18 protein-coding genes and 1 pseudogene are annotated in these 21,727 nt (G+C 64.3%); 2 read left to right on the top strand and 17 right to left on the bottom strand.

All coding sequences use genetic code 11. The features are described from left to right. Positions 1–48: 48 nt before the first annotated feature. The 12 genes from rseP to ABWP22_RS03430 all read right to left on the bottom strand — a co-directional run bounded on the left by rseP (position 49) and on the right by ABWP22_RS03430 (position 11,485). Positions 49–1,197, bottom strand: coding sequence for an RIP metalloprotease RseP (gene rseP / locus ABWP22_RS03485; RefSeq protein WP_353198557.1), 1,149 nt, complete (start codon positions 1,195–1,197; stop codon positions 49–51). 13 nt (positions 1,198–1,210) lie between these two features. Continuing rightward, positions 1,211–2,371 carry a 1-deoxy-D-xylulose-5-phosphate reductoisomerase gene (locus tag ABWP22_RS03480; protein WP_353198556.1) on the bottom strand — a complete coding sequence of 387 codons (1,161 nt, stop codon included), beginning with the start codon at positions 2,369–2,371 and terminating at the stop codon, positions 1,211–1,213. A 10-nt stretch (positions 2,372–2,381) separates the two neighbouring features. Next, a complete protein-coding gene (locus tag ABWP22_RS03475) occupies positions 2,382–3,245 on the bottom strand; it encodes a phosphatidate cytidylyltransferase (protein ID WP_353198555.1) in 864 nt (287 codons plus the stop codon). Positions 3,246–3,250: 5 nt separating this feature from the next. Further along, positions 3,251–3,982 (bottom strand): isoprenyl transferase, encoded by a 732-nt coding sequence (locus tag ABWP22_RS03470; protein WP_353198554.1) that lies wholly within the window; start codon positions 3,980–3,982, stop codon positions 3,251–3,253. Further along, entirely contained in the window at positions 3,979–4,548 is a 570-nt protein-coding gene (gene frr / locus ABWP22_RS03465; RefSeq protein WP_353198553.1) for a ribosome recycling factor, read from the bottom strand. Before frr ends, ABWP22_RS03470 begins: the two co-directional genes overlap by 4 nt. Beyond that, positions 4,541–5,269 (bottom strand): UMP kinase, encoded by a 729-nt coding sequence (gene pyrH, locus ABWP22_RS03460; protein ID WP_353198552.1) that lies wholly within the window; start codon positions 5,267–5,269, stop codon positions 4,541–4,543. The genes frr and pyrH overlap by 8 nt, the downstream gene beginning before the upstream one ends. Before the next feature lie 187 nt (positions 5,270–5,456). Then, positions 5,457–6,383, bottom strand: a complete 927-nt coding sequence (tsf, locus tag ABWP22_RS03455; RefSeq protein WP_353198551.1) for a translation elongation factor Ts — start codon at positions 6,381–6,383, stop codon at positions 5,457–5,459. Positions 6,384–6,499: 116 nt separating this feature from the next. Continuing rightward, complete coding sequence (rpsB, locus tag ABWP22_RS03450) at positions 6,500–7,330, bottom strand: 30S ribosomal protein S2 (protein ID WP_353198550.1); 831 nt, start codon at positions 7,328–7,330, stop codon at positions 6,500–6,502. Between the two features lie 235 nt (positions 7,331–7,565). Continuing rightward, positions 7,566–8,732 (bottom strand): PQQ-dependent sugar dehydrogenase, encoded by a 1,167-nt coding sequence (locus ABWP22_RS03445; RefSeq protein WP_353198549.1) that lies wholly within the window; start codon positions 8,730–8,732, stop codon positions 7,566–7,568. Between the two features lie 100 nt (positions 8,733–8,832). Further along, positions 8,833–9,342, bottom strand: a complete 510-nt coding sequence (locus ABWP22_RS03440; protein ID WP_353198548.1) for a DUF1993 family protein — start codon at positions 9,340–9,342, stop codon at positions 8,833–8,835. 428 nt (positions 9,343–9,770) lie between these two features. Then, positions 9,771–10,091 (bottom strand): 2Fe-2S iron-sulfur cluster-binding protein, encoded by a 321-nt coding sequence (locus ABWP22_RS03435; RefSeq protein ID WP_353198547.1) that lies wholly within the window; start codon positions 10,089–10,091, stop codon positions 9,771–9,773. Positions 10,092–10,102: 11 nt separating this feature from the next. Beyond that, positions 10,103–11,485 (bottom strand): cytochrome P450, encoded by a 1,383-nt coding sequence (locus ABWP22_RS03430; RefSeq protein WP_353198546.1) that lies wholly within the window; start codon positions 11,483–11,485, stop codon positions 10,103–10,105. A 110-nt stretch (positions 11,486–11,595) separates the two neighbouring features. On the opposite strand from ABWP22_RS03430, the gene ABWP22_RS03425 reads away from it, so the two are divergent. Then, positions 11,596–12,534: a glutaminase gene (locus ABWP22_RS03425; protein ID WP_353198545.1), complete on the top strand. Its 939-nt coding sequence runs from the start codon at positions 11,596–11,598 to the stop codon at positions 12,532–12,534. A 118-nt stretch (positions 12,535–12,652) separates the two neighbouring features. Here the strand turns inward: ABWP22_RS03425 and ABWP22_RS15665 are convergent. Further along, a pseudogene (locus tag ABWP22_RS15665) lies at positions 12,653–12,757 on the bottom strand (PEPxxWA-CTERM sorting domain-containing protein); the annotation flags it as partial. A 1,255-nt stretch (positions 12,758–14,012) separates the two neighbouring features. Here ABWP22_RS15665 and ABWP22_RS03415 point away from each other — a divergent pair. Then, positions 14,013–14,357, top strand: coding sequence for a transposase (locus ABWP22_RS03415; RefSeq protein ID WP_353198543.1), 345 nt, complete (start codon positions 14,013–14,015; stop codon positions 14,355–14,357). A 103-nt stretch (positions 14,358–14,460) separates the two neighbouring features. Here the strand turns inward: ABWP22_RS03415 and dnaE are convergent, their stop codons facing one another. The 4 genes from dnaE to proS all read right to left on the bottom strand — a co-directional run bounded on the left by dnaE (position 14,461) and on the right by proS (position 21,460). Beyond that, positions 14,461–17,973, bottom strand: a complete 3,513-nt coding sequence (gene dnaE / locus ABWP22_RS03410) for a DNA polymerase III subunit alpha (protein WP_353198542.1) — start codon at positions 17,971–17,973, stop codon at positions 14,461–14,463. A gap of 87 nt (positions 17,974–18,060) precedes the next feature. Further along, a complete protein-coding gene (locus ABWP22_RS03405) occupies positions 18,061–18,741 on the bottom strand; it encodes an ABC transporter ATP-binding protein (protein WP_353198541.1) in 681 nt (226 codons plus the stop codon). Then, on the bottom strand, positions 18,734–19,981 hold the full coding sequence (locus ABWP22_RS03400) for a lipoprotein-releasing ABC transporter permease subunit (protein WP_353198540.1): 1,248 nt from the start codon (positions 19,979–19,981) through the stop codon (positions 18,734–18,736). Before ABWP22_RS03400 ends, ABWP22_RS03405 begins: the two co-directional genes overlap by 8 nt. 165 nt (positions 19,982–20,146) lie before the next feature. Further along, positions 20,147–21,460, bottom strand: a complete 1,314-nt coding sequence (proS, locus tag ABWP22_RS03395) for a proline--tRNA ligase (protein WP_353198539.1) — start codon at positions 21,458–21,460, stop codon at positions 20,147–20,149. Positions 21,461–21,727: the final 267 nt, after the last annotated feature.

Below are 21,727 nucleotides of genomic sequence, written 5' to 3'. Positions count from 1 at the left end.
CCAGTCGCGATTGCCCCGGTTGGCCCGGCAGCGATTCCAGTACAGCCATCAACCAAGCCAGCCTGCAATGCGGCCAAACACGCCAACCGAACCGATATCATGCCAGGTGAGCACCGCCATAAGCGACATCAGAGCGGCAAAGCCCGACATGAAGGCCCATTGCTGAACCCGTTCTGCCAGAGGCTGCCGCCGCAAGGCCTCGATGCCGTAGAGCAGAAGATGTCCGCCGTCCAGCGTGGGGATGGGCAGGAGATTGATGAAGCCGAGGTTGATCGAAAAGAACGCCATGAACGCCACCGCCGAGATCAGGCCCAGGCTGGCCTGCTGCCCGGCGATCTGCGCGGTCTTCACCGGGCCGCCCATCTCCTTCAGGCTGCGTTCGCCCATCACCACCTGGCGCAGCGTGCGGCCGATGGTCTGGGTGATGCTCCAGGTGTCGATCGCCGCCCAGCGGACGGCATCGACCAGCCCGACAATCTGCACCTGCTCGGCCGGGCGGGCGAGGCCGAGGCGCGGATGGCGGGTGACATTGCCGAACCGGTCGGTCGCCTCGATCATGTCGGGCACAATGGTGATCTGGCGGGCAGCGCCGCCGCGTTCGATATCGAGAAGCACCGGCTTGCCGACGCCGGTGATCACAAGGTTGACCACATCTTCAAAGCGTTCGACAGCAGCGCCGTCCACCGCGGTTACCCGATCACCGGCCTGCATGCCGGCACGCGCCGCCGCACTGCCCGGCTGCACCTGCGCCACCACCGGCGGGCTGGAAAGATGGCCGAGTGTCATGTTGAAGGCCGCCAATATGGCGATGGCAAAGATGAAGTTGATTGCCGGCCCAGCCGCAACGATGATCGCGCGCTGCCACAGCGGCAGGAACGCGAACAGTCCGCGCCGCTCGCTTTCCGGCAGGCTCATCAGCGCCGGATCAGCCTGGCTGGCCTCGTTCATGTCGCCAACGAACTTCACATAGCCGCCGAGCGGGATGGCGTTGATGCGCCAGCGCACCCCGCGTCGATCGGTGACGCCGATCAGTTCGCGGCCGAAGCCGACGCCAAACGCTTCCATGCGGGTGTCGAACAACCGGCCGGCGAGATAATGTCCGCCTTCATGCACCACCACCAGCACCGCGATCATCGCGACGAAGCTGGCCAGGGTGAACAGCAGCCCCGGTTGTTGCAGCGTATCGATCGGGTTCATGCTGCCCGCCCCTTCATGCTGCCCGCCGCGCCACCAGCGTGCGCGCAGCGGCGCGGGCCGCGGCGTCAATCGCCACCACCTCTTCCAGGGTCGCCACCGGGCCCGATGCCACCATGTTCAATGTCTCCGCTACGATGGCATCGATATCAAGGAAGCTTGCTTGCCCATTGATGAACGCCGCCACGGCAATTTCATTGGCGGCATTCAGGATGCACGGCGCACTGCCCCCCGCACGCATCGCCGCCCAGGCCAGCGCCAGGCAGGGAAAACGTTCCAGATCAGGGGCTTCGAACGACAGGTTGGCCACCTGCGCAAAATCGAGCCGCGCAGCCGGCGTTGCAATGCGTTCCGGCCAGCCCATGGCATAGGCGATGGGGATGCGCATGTCCGGGCTGCCCAGTTGCGCCAGCACGCTGCCATCGACATATTCCACCATCGAATGGATCACCGATTGCGGGTGGACGATCACATCCAGCCTGGCGATATCCACCGGGAACAGTTGCGCCGCCTCGATCAGTTCCAGCCCCTTGTTCATGAGGGTCGCACTGTCGATGCTGATCTTGGCGCCCATCGACCAGGTCGGATGCTTGCAGGCTTCTGCCACGCTCACCTCGCGCAGCGTGTCGCGGCTGCGGCTGCGGAACGGGCCACCGCTGGCCGTCAGGATGACGCGCTCGACCTGGGCCGGATCATCGTGCGGGAACACCTGGAAAATCGCGTTATGCTCACTGTCCACCGGCAGCAGCGTTGCACCATGCTGCCTGGCGGCGGCTGTCACCACCGGGCCGGCGCAAACGAGCGTCTCCTTGTTGGCAATGCCGATCTGCGCGCCGCGCCGCACGGCCGCCATGGTCGGCGCCAGACCAACCGCGCCCATCACGGCCGTGATGACGATCTCGGCATCACGCGCGGCCGCCTCGATCACCGCATCGGCGCCGGCGGCGGATTCAATGCCGCTGCCCGCCAGCAACGCCTTCAATGCCGCGCCCTTGCTGGTATCGGCCACCGCGGCAAAGCGCGCGCCGCAGTTGCGGGCGGCTTGCGCCAGGCCTTCGATATCGCTGCCCGCGGTCAGCGCCTCCACCTGCCAGCGGCCGGGATTGCGCGCCACCAGATCGAGCGCCTGGCTGCCCACCGATCCGGTGGCGCCCAGGATGGTCAAACTGCGAGTCATTCTACACCCGTCATCCCGCCCACCCCGTCGGCAAAATCCAGCTGCTCAGGGCAAAAGCCGCGGCTCCCGCCACGGCCGCCGGCACCAGCCCATCCAGCCGGTCCATCACACCGCCATGGCCGGGCAGCAAGGTCCCGCTGTCCTTCACGCCGGCGCGGCGCTTCAAGCTGCTTTCGTACAAATCCCCCAGGATGGACAGGATCGCCAGCAGCACCGCCAGCGGCAGCAAGCGCAGCGCACCGGCCGGATTTGCATAGCCAGGCCAGATCAGCAGCATGGCACCAGCCACTGCAATCGCACCCAGCAGGCCACCGGCTGCGCCGCTCCAGGTTTTGTTCGGGCTGATCGAAGGTGCCAGTTTCGGGCCACCAAGGGCCCGCCCGGTGAAATAGGCGGCGATATCGGCGCCCCACACCACCGCCATCACGGACAGGGTGGCATGAAAGCCCCACGGCAGGGCGCGCAGCCAGATCAATGCCACCGCCGGCAGGCCGCTATAGAGCAGCCCCAATGCCGCACTGCGCGCGGCGCGCGGCGCAAAGCCCCGTCGGCCGCCCTTGGCCACATTCACCTCCGGCGCGGCATAGGTACCGGCAAAAATGAACATAATCGCCGCGCCGCCACCCAGCAGCATCAGCGATTCCGCCGGATTGCCTATCACGGCGATGACCCACACCGCCGCGCCCAGCACCGCCAGCCCCAGGCGGCGCAACAACGATGGCAAGCGGTGCATCGCCGCCCATTCGCTGAACATCACCAGCACGGCCGCCGCCACCAGCCCGGCAAAGGCCACGCCGCCAAACCACAGCGCGGCCACCGCCACCGTCACCAGTGCGATGCCGGTGATTACCCGCTGGCGCAATTGGCGCTGCATCCCGCTCAACGCCCGCCAAAACGCCGTTCGCGGCGTGCAAATTCATCCAGCGACCGCGCCAGCGCCGGACCATCGAAATCCGGCCACAGCGTGTCGGTGACCAGAAATTCGGCATAGGCTGATTGCCACAACAGGAAGTTCGACAGGCGCAGCTCGCCCGATGTGCGCAACACTGCATCCGGCGGCGGCATGCCGGCGGTGTCGAGCCGGCTTTCCAGCGCGTCCAGCCCGATCGCATCGGGATCAAGCTGCCCAGCCGCCACGTCTGTGGCCAGGCGCTGTGCCGCGCGCACCAGTTCACTTTGCCCGCCATAGTTCAGCGCCATCACCAGCTTGAGCCGGCGATTGCCGGCCGTGCGCGCCCGCGCATCTTCCAGCAACTGCACCAGATCGGGTTTCAGCGCGCGCCAATCGCCGATGAAATCCAGGCACACGTCGTTCCTGTGCAAGGCCTCGATCTCGCTGCGCACATAATGTTTGAGCAGGCCCATCAGATCGGTGACTTCATCCGGCGGACGCTTCCAGTTCTCGCTGGAAAAGGCATAAAGCGTCAGCACTTCCAGCCCCAGTCCGGGTGCGGCCTCCACCACCCGCCGCACGGCCTCCACGCCTTCGCGGTGGCCGGCGATGCGTGGCAGGCGCCGGGCCTTGGCCCAGCGGCCATTGCCATCCATGATGATGGCCAGATGCCGGCACACAGTGCCGGTATCCACCAACGAGGCCGCCGCCGGCTTCACCGGCCCAGGATTTCCTTTTCCTTGGCGGCCACCGTGGCGTCGATGTCGGTCATAGCCTTGTCGGTGATCTTCTGCACCTCGGCTTCATGCCGCTTCTGCTCGTCCTGGCTGATCTTGCCCTTCTTCTCGGCGGCCTTGAGCGATTCCATGCCGTCGCGGCGCACGTTGCGGGCGGCGATCTTGGCCTTTTCCGCATAAGTGCCGGCCAACTTGACCATCTCCTTGCGGCGTTCCTCGGTCATGTCCGGGATCGGCAGGCGCAGCGTCTGGCCGTCGGTGATCGGATTGAGGCCCAGGCCGGCGGCGCGAATGGCCTTTTCCACCGGGGTCACATTGCTCTTGTCCCACACCTGCACGCTCAGCATGCGGGCTTCCGGCGCCGTCACGGTCGCCAATTGGCTGAGCGGCATGCTGGCGCCATAGACCTCGACATGCACGGTATCGAGCAGCGAAGTGTTGGCACGACCGGTGCGCAAACTGCCCAGATCATGCTTCAATGCGTCGACGGCGCCGGCCGTGCGGCGTTCAAGATCGGCCTTCCAGGGGCCTGGTGCGAAATCAGCCATGCGGCGCTCCTTCTCCTGTCACGATGGTCGACGTGCCTTCGCCGCGCAACACCGACAACAACATGCCGGGTTCGCGGATGCAGAACACGATGATCGGGATATCATTGTCGCGGCACATCGAAACCGCGCTGGCGTCCATCACCTTCAGATTGTCGGCGAGCACCCGTGAGAAACTCACGCTGTCATAACGGCGCGCCGTGGCCACCTGCTTGGGATCGGCATCATAAACGCCATCGACACTGGTGCCCTTGAACAGCGCATCGCAGTTCATTTCCGCCGCGCGCAAGGCCGCGCCGGTATCGGTGGTGAAAAACGGGTTGCCGGTGCCGGCGGCAAAGATCACCACGCGGCCCTTTTCCAGATGGCGTTCGGCGCGGCGGCGGATGTACGGCTCGCACACGCTCGGCATCGGGATCGCCGATTGCACGCGGGTTTCGACACCGATGTTTTCCAGCGCATTCTGCATGGCCAGCGCGTTCATCACCGTGGCCAGCATGCCCATGTAATCGGCACTGCCGCGATCAAAGCCCTTGGCCGCTGCCGCCAGGCCGCGGAAGATATTGCCGCCGCCCACCACGATGCAGATTTCCGCCCCAGTATCATGCACCGCCTTCACCTCTCCGGCGATGCGGGTGGCTTCTTCGGGATCAATGCCATAGGCGCCCTGCCCCATCAGCACTTCGCCGGACAGCTTCAGAAGGATACGTTTGAAGCCGGGCATGGCGCGATAGGTCTCTGACGCTGTTGAAACTACACGGTCACTAGCGGCGCTTGGTGCGACTGCCAAGCGGAAGGGTGCGAAAATCGGTGGATGGGATGCGCTTGGACATGGCCTTGCGGGCACAATGCCAAGAAAAAGGGCGGGCAAGGTTGCCCCTGCCCGCCCCCAAAATGCTTGCCCGCGAAAATTACAGGCCGGCTGCAGCCGCCACTTCCGCAGCGAAATCGCTCTGCTGCTTCTCGATGCCTTCACCAAGCTGCATGCGCACAAAGCCCTTCAGCGTGATGGCGGTGCCGGCAGCCTTGGCAGCCGCGGCGACAACATCACCCACCTTGGTCTTGCCGTCGATCACGAACAACTGCGTGATCAGCGCGCTTTCCTGGGCGAACTTGCGCACGCCGCCTTCGATCATCTTTTCGATGATGTCGGCCGGCTTGCCGCTGCCGGCAGCCTTTTCGCGGGCGATGGCGCGCTCACGCTCGATCAGCGCCGGATCGAGGCCGGCTTCATCGAGCGCCAGCGGGCTGGCCGCGGCAACATGCATGGCGATCTGCTTGGCCAGCGGCTCCAGCACGGCGGCGTCGGCCGCGGATTCCAGGCCGACCAGCACGCCGATACGGCCCAAACCGGGCACCACCGCGTTGTGCACATAAGCGGCCACAACGCCCTGGCTCACTTCCAGGATGGCCGTGCGGCGCAGCGCCTGCTGCTCGCCGATGGTGGCGATGTTGGCGGTCAGCTTTTCGGCCACGCTGGTTTCGCTGTCGGGATAGGGCAGGTTCGCCAGCGCCGCCGCGTCGGCACCGGTGGCCAGCGCCAGACCGGTCACCGTCGACACGAAGCCCTGGAAAATCTCGTTCTTGGCGACGAAATCAGTCTCGCTGTTCACTTCGACCGCAGCGCCCTTGGTGCCCGAAACGGCAACACCGACCAGACCCTCGGCCGCCGTGCGGCCCGCCTTCTTGGCGGCCGATGCCAGGCCCTTGGCGCGCAGCCAATCGATGGCGGCTTCCATGTCACCAGCGGTTTCGGCCAATGCCTTCTTGCAATCCATCATGCCTGCGCCCGTCTTGTCGCGCAGATCCTTCACCATGCCGGCAGTGATATCAGCCATGGGATGCTCCTTCGGTTCGTGGGAATGGCGGGGCAATGCGCCGCCAATATGAAAATGGTGTGACAAGAAGCCGGGCGCTCATGCGCCCGGCCTCCCGACAATCACGAGGGACAGGCTCAGGCCGTCGGTGCCTCGGCGGCCGCCTCGTCAAGCGCAGCCGCTTCGGTCAGCACCGGTGCGGCTTCGATCACCGGTTCGTCCGCGAAATATTCGGCCGGGGCTTCTTCCATGGCGCCCAGATCGATGCCCATGTCGGCAGCGCGGCCCTGGCGGGCATCGATCACCGCATCGGCGATGGCGTTGACATACAGCAGGATGGCGCGGCTGGCATCGTCATTGCCCGGCACCGGGAAGGCGATGCCCGACGGATCGGTGTTGGTATCGAGAATTGCCACCACCGGAATGCCCAGCACATTGGCTTCCTTGACGGCCAACTCTTCCTTGTTGACGTCGATGATGAAGATCACGTCCGGCAGGCCGCCCATGTCGCGGATGCCGCCCAGCGACGCTTCGAACTTGTCGCGCGCGCGGGTGAGCTTCAGCACTTCCTTCTTGGTGAAGCCGGTGGTGTCGCCCGACAAGGTTTCCTCAAGCTGCTTGAACTTGCGGATCGAACCCGAAATCGTCTTCCAGTTGGTGAGCATGCCGCCCAGCCAGCGATGGTTGACATAATGCTGGCCACAGCGGCGCGCGGCTTCGGCAATCGGGTCCTGCGCCTGGCGCTTGGTGCCGACGAACAGCACCTTGCCGCCATGCTGCACGGCAGCGCGCGTGAAATCGAGCGCGCGCGCAAACAGTGGCACGGTCTGGCTGAGATCGATGATGTGGACGCCGTTGCGCTCACCAAAGATGTAGGGTTTCATCTTCGGGTTCCAGCGATGCGTCTGGTGACCGAAATGGGCGCCTGCTTCGAGCAGATTCGCCATGGAAACGACGGGAGCCGCCATAGTAACTTTGCCTCCGGTTGAGCCGCCGCGGGGGAGTGGACGAGCGTCATGCCCGGCACCGGATATGTCCCCCCGCGTGGGGTTTGAGAGTGGCGCGCTTAGCGAACGGGGTGGGCGGCGTCAAGCGTCTGCCCCCTCCTTCGTCACCCCGCGCTTGACGCGGGGCTTGGCTTTGCTGTTTCCACCGACGCCAGAAAGCCAAACCCCGCGTCAAGCACGGGACGACGAAGAGAAGTCACTTCCCAGCCGTCACCTTCAGCAACTTCCCGTTGATATCATCCGTCAACAGATACATCGCGCCATCAGGGCCCTCGATGACATCGCGGATACGCTCCTTGCGGTCAGTGAGCAGGCGTTCCTCGCCGACCACCTTGTCGCCGTTCAGCACCAGCCGCACCAGCGATTGCACGCGCAGGCCGCCGGCAAAGATATTGCCCTTGTACTCCGGCGCGCCCTTGCCGCTGTGGAAAATCAGGCCTGACGGGCCGATCACCGGATCCCAATAATAGATCGGCTGTTCCATGCCCGGCGCCTGGGTGGCGTTGTCGGCAATCGGCTTGCCCGAATATTCCTCGCCATAAGTGATGCTCGGCCAGCCATAATCGCGGCCCATCTGGATCTGGTTCAGCTCGTCACCGCCCTGCGGGCCATGCTCCACTTCCCACAGCCGGCCCTTGGCATCCAATGCGGCGCCCTGCACATTGCGGTTGCCATAGCTCCAGATTTCCGGCCGCACATCGGGCGCATTCACGAACGGATTGTTCCTGGGGATCGAGCCATCGCGGTTCACCCGCACGATCTTGCCGAGCAGGCTGTCCATCTTCTGCGCCTGCATGCGCCCGGCCAGGATCGAACGTTCACCGAGCGTGATGATCAGCGTGCCATCCTTGGGAAACACCAGGCGCCCGCCATAATGCTGCGCGGATTCCAGCGTCGGCAATTGGCGGAAGATCACCGTCACGTCGCGGATTTCGCTGCCGACCAGATGCCCGCGCGCCACCGATGTGCCATTGCCGCCTTCACGCGGCTCGGCATAGCTCCAATAGACAAAGCCATCGCCGGGTGCCGCCACGCCGAGCATGCCGCCCTGGTTGCGCATATCGGTGGCCGGCGTGCCGGTGAGCGGGGTTTTCGTGCCGTCCTTGCTCACGATCGTCAGTCGCCCGGCGGCCTTCTCGCTGACCAGAAAGCGGCCATCGGGCAGGATGGCCACGCCCCACGGCTTGTTCAGGCCGGTGGCGATTTCGGTGACGGTCAGCTTGGTTTTCGACACCACCGCTTCGGCGCGGGTCTGACCGGGAAAGGCCGGGGATTTTTCCGGCACGTTGGGCGCTGCCTGGGTGACAGGCGCAGCCCAGGCCGGCGCGGCGAGAAGGGCAACGAGGATGAGGGGGATGCGCATGGATGATCTCCTTTGTGCCGGCGTATGCAACCGCGCCGCTCGGGCTGCAATGCGACAAGCTGATTGCCGCGCTCGGGTTGCCCCGCTCAGGCGGATGGTTTCAAACCGCCATTCGGGGCCGGCCCAGATAATCCTTCTTGCCCAGCGCCACACCCTTGTTGCGGAAAATCCCATAGATCATCGAGGCGTGGAAATAGAAATTGGGTTGGGCAAAGCTCAGCAGGAAATCCTCGCTCTTGAACGGCATCCGCCGCTCACCGAACACGAACGCGGTGTCGCCGCCGATGAAGCTCTCCATCTCCGCCTCGGTCACCGCCGCCAGCGCCGCATCGGCCTCGGTCAGCATCGCCGTGAAGCTGGCATAATCCGCGCCTGGCATGGCAAAGCCGCCGCCGGGGCTGAACTGGCCGGTGCGCATCGCCGCGATGGCCCCCGCGCTGTGCCCGGCCACGCTCTGCACCTGGAAGGCCAGCGGGAACATGTCGGGCGCCAGCTTCGCCTCGGCCAGATCGCCGATGCCGGCGGCTTCGGCCTTGGCCAACACGCCGAGGCAACCAGCGATGACCTGGCGGCAGGAAGGCACGAACGCGGCGTGGAGCGAGATGGGCATATGGGGTCCCCCGGTTGATATTGCCGGGTTGTGGCGCGATTGCACCGGCTGCGCAACAGGCACAAGCGGCTCCCCTCCCGCTTGCGGGAGGGGCTGGGGGTGGGATGCGCCGCTGGGGCGACGAGCCACTCCCCTCCCGTTGAGCTAGCTCGCCTTCGGCTCAGAGGAGGGGCTGGGGGTGGGGACGTGCCGCTCGTGCCAAGTTCGGGCGCGGCGGGCACGGCCGGCGGCGAAGCCGCCGAGTCCGTTTGGCTTGTGAAGAAGAGAAGAAAGGAAGGAAGAGCGCGGCAAAGCCGCAATGCCTGCCCCGGACTTGATCCGGGGTCGGACGAGTCAAAAAGGGCGGGGAATGCCCCGCCCTTTTCGCTCGCCGTCCGATCTTGCCAGAGTCGGAAAATAGCTGCCGCTATTTTCACGCCTGGCTGCGATCAATGCTGGCTCGACGGCATATGCACTTCCATCCCGTCCATCGCCGCGCTCGCCTTGATCTGGCACGCCAGCCGGCTGTTCGGCTTGGCCGTGTCCGCCAGTTCGATCATGGCGTCTTCCGTTTCGGAACGCTCGCCGGTCACCGCTTCCCATTCCGACGGGATATAGCAGTGGCAGGTGGCGCAGGCGGCGTTGCCGCCGCAATCGCCATCGATGCCCGGCACATTGTTCTGCAACGCGCCTTCCATCAGGTTCTCACCTTCAGCCACGTCGATGGCGTGGCGAGCACCGTTGTGCTCGACATAGATGATCTTGACCATTGTACCCCCAGTTATGCCGGAATGCGGACCATCAGCGATTTGTAACCCTTCACGAAGGCGCTGGGCACCCGTTCCGGTTCACCGATCACTTCGATCGTGTCAAAGCGCTTGAGAATTTCTTCCCACAGGATCTTCAACTGCAATTCCGCCAGGCGATTGCCGACGCAGCGGTGGATGCCGAAGCCGAAGCTCATGTGCTGGCGGGCACGCGGCCGATCAATGATGAAGTCGTCCGGATTCTCGACCGCCCGTTCGTCGCGGTTGGCCGAGGCGTACCACATCACCACCTTGTCACCCTTGTGGATCAACTGGCCACCCAGCACCGTATCTTGCAGAGCCGTGCGGCGCATATGGGCCAGCGGCACTTGGTAGCGGATGATTTCGCTGACCATGTTTTCCACCAGCGCCGGATTGGCGCGCAGCTTGGCATATTCGCCCGGATTCTTGTTGAGGAAATACAGGCCACCGCTGATCGAATTGCGGGTGGTATCGTTGCCACCGACGATCAGCAGCACCAGATTGCCCATGAATTCCATCGGCGGCATGTTCCGCGTGGCGGGATTGTGCGCCAGCATCGACACCAGATCGCCGGTCGGCTCGGCATTCACCCGCTCGTTCCACAGCATGGTGAATTCCTGCAGCATGCCGAGCAGGATGCCCTGCCGCTCTTCCTTGCCGGGGTTGCCGGGCAGTTCCGGATCGGACGTCGACACATCCGACCAATAGGTCAGCATGCGGCGGCGCTCCTGTGGCCAGCCGAACAGCGTCGCCAGCATGCGGCTGGTCAATTCGATCGACACCTTGTCCACCCAGTCAAACGCTTCGCCGCGCGGCAGGCTGTCCAGCACTTCGCAGGTGCGGCTGCGGATCAGTTCCTCGTAACCGGCCAGGTTGGTGCCCGAAACGATCGGGTTCACCGCCTTGCGCTGCACATCATGCTTCGGCGGGTCCATGGCGATGAACATCGGCATGATGAAATCCGGGTCCATATCGAACAGCGTGATGCCGCCCAGATGCGCGTCGGAACTGAACACCTGATGGTTGGTATCCACCGCCATCACATCGGCCCAGCGCGTCACGTTCCAGAAACCGCGGTGGCGATTGGAGTTGACGCTGGTGAAGAACACCGGCGCCTCATCGCGCAGCCGCTTGAAATAGACGCGGTTGGTGTCCGTCTCCCACCACAGCGGATCGGCGATATCCACGTCTTCCAGCGGCGCCGTGTTCAGATAGGCTTCCAGCGTGGCGGTTTCGTGGTTCGGCAGATCGGGCCGCTCGCGCGGCGGCAGCGGCCAGGTCACACTGCCCTGCGGCAGCGTCTGGGTGATGCGGATATCTTTCAGTTGCGTGGCCATATACTCTCCCCTGGGCCGCAGCCCGGCTGATCCCCTCATTTACGGACATACACTACGCAAACAGCCCCTGCCAACCGAAAATGCGGATCCGGCCTGCGCATTTGCACAGGCCCACCTGTGCAAGGCATGAAGGCCACAATCGGGAGCACATGATGGCTGATCTGCACAGGCTGGTGGCCGAAATCACGGCCGAAATGTCTGCCGCTGCGGTCCGCGGCCGCGTGGCGGACTATATCCCGGAACTCGCCAAGGTTTCGCCGGACCATTTCGGCATGGTGGTGATCACCGCCGATGGCCGCGAGGTGGCGGGCGGGGATGCCGATATGGATTTTTCCATCCAGTCGATCTCCAAGCTGTTCTCGCTGGTCGAAGCGCTCAGCCGCGACGCGGACGCCGTATGGGCGCGGGTGGGCCGCGAACCATCGGGCAGCGCCTTCAATTCCATCGTGCAACTGGAGGCCGAGGGCGGTCGCCCGCGCAACCCGTTCATCAACGCCGGCGCCATCGCCGTCACCGATCTGGTCGCTGCCGGCGAAGACAGCCGCGCCGGCATCGGTGCCATATTGCGACTGGTGCGTGACCTGGCCGGCGACGACAGCATCGCCAGCGATGGTGCCGTCGCCTATTCCGAAGCTGCCACCGGCCACCGCAACGCCGCGCTGGCGCATTTCATGAAGGCACACGGCACCATCGACGGCCCGGTGGACACCACGCTCTCCACCTATTTCCACCAGTGCGCCATCGCCATGAGCTGCCGGCAACTCGCCCGCGCCGGGCGGTTCCTGATGAACGGCGGCATCGATCCTGCCACCGGGCACTGCATCGTCAGCCCGGAACGTGCCCGCCGCATCGCCGCGCTGATGCTGAGCTGCGGCCATTATGACGCCAGCGGCGAATTCGCCTTCCAGGTCGGCCTGCCGGCAAAATCGGGCGTCGGCGGCGGCATCCTCGCCATCGCCCCGGGCCGGGCCAGCATCGCGGTGTGGTCCCCCGGCCTGTCCCCGCAGGGCAATTCGCTGCTCGGCACCGCCGCACTGGAACGGCTGGCGCACGGCATGGGCTGGAGCGTGTTCAACCCGGATTGTTGAGAAACCCACCCCCAGCCCCTCCCGCTAGCGGGAGGGGCGCCATGTGTGCTGGCGGGGCGATCGTGCAGCAATGCTCAAGCTGCTCCCCTCCCGCTTGCGGGAGGGGCTGGGGGTGGGCCTACGCCGCCAAAACCCGCCGCCGCATTGCCGCGCCCGTCAGGCCAAAGCCGGCAATCAGCATCGCCCAGCTTGCCGGCTCAGGTACGGCCGCTCCCGTGATGCTCGACGAACGAACGAGAAAGCCACCATTGGTGAACTCGCCACCGATCATGCCGAGGTTGTTTATGGTGTTGCCCCACGTACCTTGAGGCCCAAAGACATGATAAGCGCCATCCTCCAATAATGTGGCACGACGGTTGCCTGGCGATCCCATTGTCCCAACAATCTGTCTCCGGTTGTTGATATCAGCGGGCTCGAAATGCGGCGTTATGGAAAAACGCTCGAAGCTTCCAGCGTTCCAGATGAATGCATTACCCCACCCGGTATGTCCGATAACATCTCCGCGGTCATTCATCCCGCTGACAGTCGTGAAATCAGACCATGGCGCGTCAATCGTTGTAAATATGCCATTGAAATATGTGAAACCGAAATATCTGCTCCCATCATAGAAACGACCGACAACTTTACCTGAAGAATTGATATCGGTTGCCGATGCGAATATCGCATTCGGAACCGACAGAATAGACAATGTTAAATTATTTATATCAAAAATCACGGGAACATCCTGAGAGCCCCAGTCGGAAAATCGCCCAACCACGACGCCTGAGTTGTTTATGGCCGATGGATAGAATGTTCGAGAATTGAAGTCGCTTCCGGTCGCTGGCGCCACATCAAGATATCTGAAATTTGGATCTGGCCGAATTGAACCGCCAAGTTGGCCAAGCCTGAATTGTTGTCCGCCGACGAGTGAAGACGTTCGGCTGTATGACCCAATGCCATAGGCTGGATTTCCATTCTGAAAATTATAGATATAGGCATGGGGTACGCCCCAAATGACCCAGTTCTGCTCACCAAACATTCCTACAAACTGACCAACATCATTGAGACCGGTTACAGAACCACCCCCTCTCAATTCATAACCCCCCCCAGTTCAGATCCGTTGGCACCTGAATAGGCGTCAGGGTCACAGTTTGAGCATCAGAAATCGCAGCACTTCCCAAAGCCAAGCCGGCCAGGGCAGAAATTGCAAATGACTTTACCATGACATTTCCAATCATCGTTGACACGTGAACAACAGATTTCGATCATCAGAGGTATTGCTACCAACCAGAAACCCATTGGCAAGCGACATTTTTTTTGACTATGAACCGGCACAAGTGAAGCAGAAATGAATCATGATTTTCTAACTCATCGATTCGGGACCCATTATACTGACGAATTTGCCTCGATTCGCGACCCATTAACCATGCTGGTTTCACGGAAAATTCACGGTTAACCATGATCTACGCAAAATGCCCCATCAAGCCGCAGAGCAGGCCATGACCAGCCCCTGGCTGCTGTCTGAAACGCAGATGCGCCGGATCGCGCCGCTGTTCCCGCTCGCCCATGGCGTGCCGCGGGTGGATGATCGGCGCGTTGTGTCCGGCATCATCTTCGTGCTGCGCCACAATCTGCGCTGGCGCGACGCTCCGGCCGCCTATGGCCCGCACAAGACGCTGTATAATCGCTTCATGCGCTGGAGCCGACTGGGGGTGTTCAATCTGATCCTGACCGAACTGGCGGCGCGGCCCGGTGGGCGCTTCACGGTGACGGCGGCGCATTTGCAGGCGCATACCACTGGCGCGCTGCTGCATGCGCAGGGGTTGTTTCCGGACGTGCCTTAGGCCCTTGCGGCGAAACCCACCCCCAGCCCCTCCCGCAAGCGGGAGGGGAGCCGTTCGGTCCATGCACAATCTGCTCCCCTCCCGCTTGCGGGAGGGGCTGGGGCTACCCCACCAGCGCCAGATGCGGCGGGTCGAGCGCTTCCTGCTCCACCCGGTCCGGCCCCAGCGCCCGCGCCAGGGCCGCTTCCAGGTCTGCATCGATCAGCCAGCGGCGGCCCAGCACCAGCCGCGCCGTGCCGGCGTCCGTCGCCACCTGCGCCACAAGTTCGCCGCGGCCCTGCGCCGGGTGTTTGGCCAGCACATCCAGCATGGCCGCCACCTCGTGCGCCTGTTCGAGCCGCACCACCAGCCGGCCGCGCGTGCGCTTGGCCAGTTCGGCCAAAGGCTGGAAACTGCGCAGCGTCAGCCGCGGCACATCGTCGGCATCGCGCCACTGCAATTCGACCGTCAGCAACAAGGCCGGCGCGTCATTCAGCATCGCCTCGACGCGCTCCTGCAACTCGTCTTCCCACAAGCTGACCACATATTGGCCAGAGCGGTCGGAGAAGGTCAGCATCTGATAGCGCCGGTTGCTGGCCTGGGTGGTGCGCCAGCGCCGTTCCTCCAGCCGCCCGGCCATCATCACGTTGCGCTTGCCGCCGCCCTGTGGGGCTGGCGTTGCCAGCGCATCGGCATGGGTGATCACCTTGTTGGCGACCAGCACATTGGCAAAGGCATCGACCGGGTGGCCGGAGAAGAAGAAGCCGAACGCTTCCTGTTCATGCGCCATGCGCTCGGCCTCGCTCCACGCCTGCGCCGGCACCATCAGCACCAGCCGGGCATGATCATCGCCGGCGCTTTCGCCGAACAGCGCCGCCTGCGCCGATTCGCGTTCCTGCGCCGCAGCGTTGGCGCTGGCCATCACGGCTTCGGCCAGCATGTGCACGCCGCCGCGATTGGGGTGCAGCGCATCGAAGCCGCCGCCGCCGATCAGGCTTTCCAGTTGGCGCTTGTTCAGGCCCCTGGGATCAACGCGCCGCGCGAAATCGGCGAGATCGCGGAACGGGCCATTGGCAGCCCGCTCGGCGACCAGCGCCTCCATCGCCTTGCGGCCGACGCCCTTCAGGCCGGCCAGCGCGTAGCGCACCGCAAGAGCAGAGCCATTGGCCTGCACGGTGAAATCCGCCGCCGACGCATTCAGGCAGGGCGGCAGCACCGCCACCAACCCACGCCGGGCATCATCGACAAACGCCGCCAGCCGGTCGCTGTTGTCGAGATCATATTCCATCGACGCGGCGTAAAACACGGCGCGATGATGCGTCTTCAGCCAGGCGGTGTGGTAGGAAATCACCGCATAGGCCGCCGCATGGCTCTTGTTGAAACCATAGTTGGCGAACTTCAGGATCAGATCGAAAATCGCCTCTGACGTCGCCGGGTCGATGCCGTTGGCGGCCGCGCCTTCGGCAAAGCGTGCCTTTTGCGCCACCATTTCGGCATGGATCTTCTTGCCCATGGCGCGGCGCAGGAGATCGGCTTCGCCAAGACTATAGCCGGCCAGCTCGCGCGCCAGGCTCATCACCTGTTCCTGATAGACGATGATGCCATAGGTTTCGCGCAGCGTCTTTTCCATCGCCGGGTGCAGCAAGGTCACCTTCTCGCGGCCGGCCTTGCGCGCCGCAAAGCTGGGGATATTTTCCATCGGGCCGGGGCGGAACAGCGCGCCGAGCGCGACGATATCGGCAAAGCAATCGGGCCGCACCTGGGTGAGCGCGCGGCGCATGCCTTCCGATTCAAACTGGAACACGCCGACCGTGTCGCCTTCGGCAATCAATTTATAGACCAAGGCGTCATCGGTGGGCAACGTCGCCCAATCGATATCGATGCCCTGTTCGGCCAGCATCCGCGCGGCGCGGTCGAGCACCGACAGCGTCTTCAGGCCGAGAAAGTCGAACTTGACGAGGCCAGCCTTTTCGGCGGCCTTCATTTCGAACATCGTCACCGGCATGTCGGATCGCGGATCGCGATACAGAGGCACCAGTTGTTGCAGCGGCCGATCGCCGATCACCACGCCGGCAGCATGGGTGGAGCTGTGGCGCGGCAGGCCCTCCAGTCGCAGCGCGATATCGACGAGCGCCTTGATCTTGGGGTCGCGCTCGACCTCGGCCATGAACTGCGGTTCGCCGGGCTGCTTGTTGCCATCCTTGTCGCGGCCCAGGCCCAGGGCGCGATCGAGCGTCCATGGATCGGCCGGCGCGTTGGGCACCAATTTCGCCAGCCGGTCGGTCTGGCCATAGGGGATCTGCAACACGCGGCCGACGTCTTTCAGCACGGCGCGCGCCTTCATCTTCCCGAAGGTGATGATCTGCGCCACCCGGTCCTTGCCATAGCGCGCCTGCACATAATCAATGACTTCGCCGCGCCGGGTTTCGCAGAAATCGATATCGAAATCCGGCATCGAGACGCGATCGGGATTCAGGAAGCGTTCGAACAACAGGCCATGCGCCAGCGGATCGAGATCGGTGATGGTCAGCGCCCAGGCCACCACCGAACCGGCACCGGACCCGCGCCCCGGCCCGACCGGAATGCCTTGCGCCTTCGCCCATTTGATGAAGTCGGCCACGATCAGGAAATAGGCGGCAAAGCCCATGTTGATGATGACATCCAGCTCGAACGCCAGCTGCTTGTCATGCGCGGCGCGCGCCTCGCCGGTCAGGCCAAGCAACGCCAGCCGCGCATCCAGGCCCGCGCACGCCGCCTCCCGCAGCGCCTCATCCTCGCCGCCAGCGGCCAGGCGCGGCAGGATCGGTTTGCGGCTGGGTGCCAGCACGGCGCAGCGCTGCGCCACGACAATGGTGTTGGCGATGGCTTCAGGCAGATCGGCGAACAGCGCGTGCCATTGCTTGGCGGATTTCAGCCAATGTTCGGGATTGGATTTGCGCCGGTCCTCGGCCTCGACATAGGCGCTGTCGGCGATGCACAGCAGCACATCATGCGCGGCGTGCATGTCGGCGGTGAGGAACTTCACCGGCGCGGTCGCAACGATCGGCAGATGCCGCGCCGCCGCCAGCCGCAGCAGCCCGGCTTCGCTGCGCAGCTCGATGGGATCATTGCTGCGCGAAATCTCGATATAGAGCCGGCCGGGGAACAGTGCTTCGAGGCTGTCGGCAAGCGCGTCGGCAGATTGTCCATCGGCCAGCAGCCGCGCCAACGCACCATCGGCACCGCCGGTCAGGCAGATCAGGCCATCGGTGCGGCCCTGCAACGTCTCCATCCGCAACACCGGATCGCCGGCGGATTCCGATTCCAGATGCGCGTCGGACACCAGAGCGATGAGATTGGTGTAGCCCGCCTCGCCTTGCGCAAACAGCACCAGCCAATCGACCGTGGCCCGGCCCAAGGGTGTAGATGTGCCCGGCCGTTCCACCGGCAGCAGTGCGCCGATCAGCGGCTGAACACCGGCATCCTTGGCGGCGGCCGAAAAATCCATGGCGGCAAACATGTTGGCACGGTCGGCCAGGCCGATGGCCGGGAACCCGCCGGCGCGCGCCGATTTGGCCAGTTGCTCCGGCTGAATGGCGCCTTCCAGCATCGAAAAGGCGCTGTGGCAACGAAGAGGGACGAATCCGGCGTGCGGCATGGCCTATCATGGCCGGCGTGGGCCTTGGGGGAAAGGGCGCTCGGCGACTTATCCACCACCGATTGTGGGTGCCGTTGGCGCCAACCCCTAAAGCGCCACCAGCCGCCCTTCATGCAGCGTCAGCACCCGATCCATCCGCCGCGCCAGCGCCAGATTGTGCGTGGCCACCAGGGCCGCCGCCCCCTGCCCGCGCACCAGATCCAGAAACGCCGCCAACACCAGCCCCGCCGTGGCTTCATCCAGATTGCCGGTCGGTTCATCGGCCAGCACCAATGCCGGCCGATTGGCCAATGCGCGCGCCACCGCAACGCGCTGCTGCTCCCCGCCGGACAATTGCGCCGGCTTGTGGGTGAGCCGCGCGCCGAGGCCCAGCGCCGTCAGCAATTCATCGGCGCGCGATGTCGCCGCGCGCGCCGGCACGCCGGCCACCATCTGCGCCAGCATGACATTTTCGCGCGCGGTGAAATCGGGCAGCAGATGATGGAATTGATAGACGAACCCCAACCGCTGCCGCCGCACGCGCGTGCGCCCCAGATCGTCGAGGCTGCCAACCTCCTCGCCACAAATCCGGATGCGCCCGGAAAAGCCGCCTTCCAACAGGCCAACCGCCTGCAACAATGTCGATTTGCCCGAACCGGACGGCCCCAGCAGCGCGACAATCTCGCCAGGCGCGACAGCCAGATCGACGCCGGTCAGCACATCGATGCGCGCGCCCGCCTGCTCGAAGCTCTTGGCGAGCCCGATCGTCTCCAGAACGGCCTCACTCATAGCGCAGCACCGTGACCGGATCAGTCGAAGCCGCCTTCCACGCCGGATACAGCGTCGCCAGCAGCGACAGAGCCAAGGTGAGCAACACGATGCCAAGCACCTCCATCGGATCGGTCTTCGCCGGCAGCAGGGTGAGGTAACGCACCGACGGGTCCCAGATGTCGGTGCCGGTCAAGCGGGACACGCCATCGACGATGCCCTGCCGGAACTGCAGCAGGCCAAAGCCCAGCACCAGCCCCGCCGCCACCCCGGCCGCACCGATGCTGGTGCCCACCATCACGAACACCCGCATCAGGGCCGCGCGGCTGGCGCCCATGGTGCGCAGGATGGCGATGTCGCGCGTCTTCGCCCGCACCAGCATGATCAACGACGAAAGAATGTTGAACACCGCCACCACGATGATGATGGAGAGCACCCAGAACATCACCGTCTGTTCGACCACCAGCGCCGAAAACAGCGCCGAATTGCTGGCCTGCCAATCGTTGACCACCGCGATGCCCGCCAGCTTCTGCTTCAGCGGATCGAGAATGCGCCCGACCTGATCAGGATCATCGGTCACCACCTCGATCATGCCGACCGCATCATCCAGCCGCATCAGCGTCTGCGCGTCCTCCAAGGGCATGATGATGAACGCCTTGTCATAATCATAGACGCCGACTTCGAACACCGCCGCCACCGTATAGGCGACGATGCGCGGCACGGTGCCGAACGGCGTCGATTGCCCGGCGGGGTTGATCAGGCTGATCTGCTCCCCCACCCGCACGCCCAATTGTTCGGCAAGGCGCGCGCCGATCGCCACGGTGCCCGCGCCCACCCGCATCGCATTCAGGCTGCCGCCGGTGATGTTGCTGGCGATGGTCGCGTTGGCGCGCAGATCATCCAGCCGCAGCCCGCGTACCACCACGCCCTCCACGCGCCCGCCATAGCTGCCCATCAACGGCTGTTCGATCATCGGCACGGCGCTGGTCACGCCGGGCAGCGCTTTCGCATCGGCCAACACCTGCGGCCAGTCTTCCAGCCGGCCGCCATAGCCCTGCACCACGGCATGGCCGTTCAGCCCGAGGATGCGATCGAACAATTCCGCCCGGAATCCGTTCATCACGCTCATCACCGCAATCAGCGCGGCAACGCCCAGCGCCACGGCCACCAGGCTGATCCCGGCGACGAGGAAGATGAAGCCCTCGCCCTTGCCCGGCAGCAGATAGCGCCGGGTGATCATGCGTTCGTAAGCGGTGATCATGGGGCGGTGATCATTCGGCGCCCGCGCCCCTCTCCCGGGCCGCCTCCGGCATCTCTCGACCTCTCCCCAGCGGGGAGAGGTGAACGATCACCTCTCCCCGCTGGGGAGAGGTCGACTCGCGCGCAGCGCGGCGGGAGAGGGGCGATGGCACGCCCTCCCCCAACCTCAAACCACCCGCCCCACAACCGCTTCGATCGGCACTTCCACCCGCTCGCCAGTCGCGCGGCGCTTCAATTCGACCACGCCAGCGCCAAGGCCCTTCGGCCCGACAATCACCTGCCACGGCAGGCCGATCAGATCGGCCGTCGCGAATTTCGCCCCGCCGCGTTCATCGCGGTCGTCGTACAGCACATCAACGCCGGCCGCCGTGAACTGCGCATAGAGCTTGTCACATGCCGCCGCACAGGCGCCATCGTCGGCGCGCAGGTTGATCAGCGCGACGCGGAACGGCGCCACCGCATCGGGCCAGACAATGCCGGCCTCGTCATGGCAAGCCTCGATGATGGCGCCGACCAGACGCGACACGCCGATGCCGTAACTGCCCATCAAGGGTGTGACGGGCTGGCCATCCTTGCCCTGCACGCTCACACCCAGCGGCGCGGTATATTTGTCGCCGAAGTAGAACAACTGCCCGACCTCGATGCCCTTCGATTGCTGCAATGCCGCGCCGCACGCCGCTTCAGCGGCCAGGTCCCGCTTTTCATCGGTCGCGGCATAATCGGCGTTCAGCCCATCGATGAACCCGGCGAGCGCCGTCGCATCGTCGGGATCGACGCCGGACGTGTCACGCGGCTTCAGCCAGTTTTCGTGGTAAAACACATCGCTTTCGCCGGTCGGGGCCAGCACGATGAATTCATGGGACAGATCGCCGCCGATCGGCCCGGTATCGGCCTGCATCGGAATGGCGTTCAGGCCCATGGTCGCAAAGGTGCGCAGATAGGCCACGAACATCCGGTTATAACTGTGCAGCGCGCCGGCATAATCCGCATCAAAGCTGTAGGCATCCTTCATCAGGAACTCACGGCCGCGCAGCACGCCAAAGCGCGGGCGCACCTCATCACGGAACTTCCACTGGATCTGGTAAAGATTGCGCGGCAGGTCGCGATAGCTTTTCGCGCCATTCTGGAAAATCGCGGTGAACAATTCCTCGGCCGTGGGGCTGAACAGCATTTCCCGATCATGCCGGTCGGTGATGCGCAGCATTTCCGGGCCATAGGCATCATAACGCCCGGATTGCCGCCACAGATCGGCGCCCTGGATGGTGGGCATCAGCACTTCGATGGCGCCGGCGCGATCCTGCTCTTGCCGCACGATGCGCTCGATATTGGCCAGCACGCGCTTGCCCATCGGCAGCCAGGCATAGATTCCCGCCGCTGTCTGCCGCACCATCGCGGCGCGCAGCATCAACTGGTGGGAAATCACCTGGGCTTCGCCGGGGGTTTCCTTCAGGACGGGCATGAAAAATCTGGACAGGCGCACGGGGCTTCTTTCGGCAATCGCGGATGAACGCGGCCTTAGCATTTCTGGCCCACCCGGCAACAGCATCGGCAACAACGCACCGCACCAACCGTGCGGGGCCAGAGTGTGACGTTAACGCCACAGTTCACGATTTCGTCACGCTTGGCGATTCTCACCGACTGACAGCGCAAAAGAATCGGCATATCAACTGCAACAGGATGACGGCCTGCAAGGGCCGGCGTCCGGGGAGAAAGGCGAAAGTCGTTTTCCACCGCCGCGCGCCGATCG

The organism is Sandarakinorhabdus sp. (assembly GCF_040398665.1).
In the GTDB taxonomy this organism is placed as follows: domain Bacteria; phylum Pseudomonadota; class Alphaproteobacteria; order Sphingomonadales; family Sphingomonadaceae; genus Sandarakinorhabdus.
This window is presented reverse-complemented; position numbering and strand designations above follow the sequence as displayed.

What these genes read in the sequence shown, in the direction of transcription:
- rpsB (WP_353198550.1), bottom strand. Translation starts at nt 7,330, where the DNA reads ATGGCGGCTCCCGTCGTTTCCATGGCGAATCTGCTCGAAGCAGGCGCC.
- ABWP22_RS03480 (WP_353198556.1), bottom strand. Translation starts at nt 2,371, where the DNA reads ATGACTCGCAGTTTGACCATCCTGGGCGCCACCGGATCGGTGGGCAGC.
- ABWP22_RS03445 (WP_353198549.1), bottom strand. Translation starts at nt 8,732, where the DNA reads ATGCGCATCCCCCTCATCCTCGTTGCCCTTCTCGCCGCGCCGGCCTGG.
- ABWP22_RS03425 (WP_353198545.1), top strand. Translation starts at nt 11,596, where the DNA reads ATGATGGCTGATCTGCACAGGCTGGTGGCCGAAATCACGGCCGAAATG.
- ABWP22_RS03400 (WP_353198540.1), bottom strand. Translation starts at nt 19,981, where the DNA reads ATGATCACCGCTTACGAACGCATGATCACCCGGCGCTATCTGCTGCCG.
- rseP (WP_353198557.1), bottom strand. Translation starts at nt 1,197, where the DNA reads ATGAACCCGATCGATACGCTGCAACAACCGGGGCTGCTGTTCACCCTG.
- frr (WP_353198553.1), bottom strand. Translation starts at nt 4,548, where the DNA reads ATGGCTGATTTCGCACCAGGCCCCTGGAAGGCCGATCTTGAACGCCGC.
- ABWP22_RS03405 (WP_353198541.1), bottom strand. Translation starts at nt 18,741, where the DNA reads ATGAGTGAGGCCGTTCTGGAGACGATCGGGCTCGCCAAGAGCTTCGAG.
- pyrH (WP_353198552.1), bottom strand. Translation starts at nt 5,269, where the DNA reads ATGCCCGGCTTCAAACGTATCCTTCTGAAGCTGTCCGGCGAAGTGCTG.
- tsf (WP_353198551.1), bottom strand. Translation starts at nt 6,383, where the DNA reads ATGGCTGATATCACTGCCGGCATGGTGAAGGATCTGCGCGACAAGACG.
- ABWP22_RS03475 (WP_353198555.1), bottom strand. Translation starts at nt 3,245, where the DNA reads ATGCAGCGCCAATTGCGCCAGCGGGTAATCACCGGCATCGCACTGGTG.
- ABWP22_RS03435 (WP_353198547.1), bottom strand. Translation starts at nt 10,091, where the DNA reads ATGGTCAAGATCATCTATGTCGAGCACAACGGTGCTCGCCACGCCATC.
- dnaE (WP_353198542.1), bottom strand. Translation starts at nt 17,973, where the DNA reads ATGCCGCACGCCGGATTCGTCCCTCTTCGTTGCCACAGCGCCTTTTCG.
- ABWP22_RS03415 (WP_353198543.1), top strand. Translation starts at nt 14,013, where the DNA reads ATGACCAGCCCCTGGCTGCTGTCTGAAACGCAGATGCGCCGGATCGCG.
- ABWP22_RS03440 (WP_353198548.1), bottom strand. Translation starts at nt 9,342, where the DNA reads ATGCCCATCTCGCTCCACGCCGCGTTCGTGCCTTCCTGCCGCCAGGTC.
- ABWP22_RS03430 (WP_353198546.1), bottom strand. Translation starts at nt 11,485, where the DNA reads ATGAGGGGATCAGCCGGGCTGCGGCCCAGGGGAGAGTATATGGCCACG.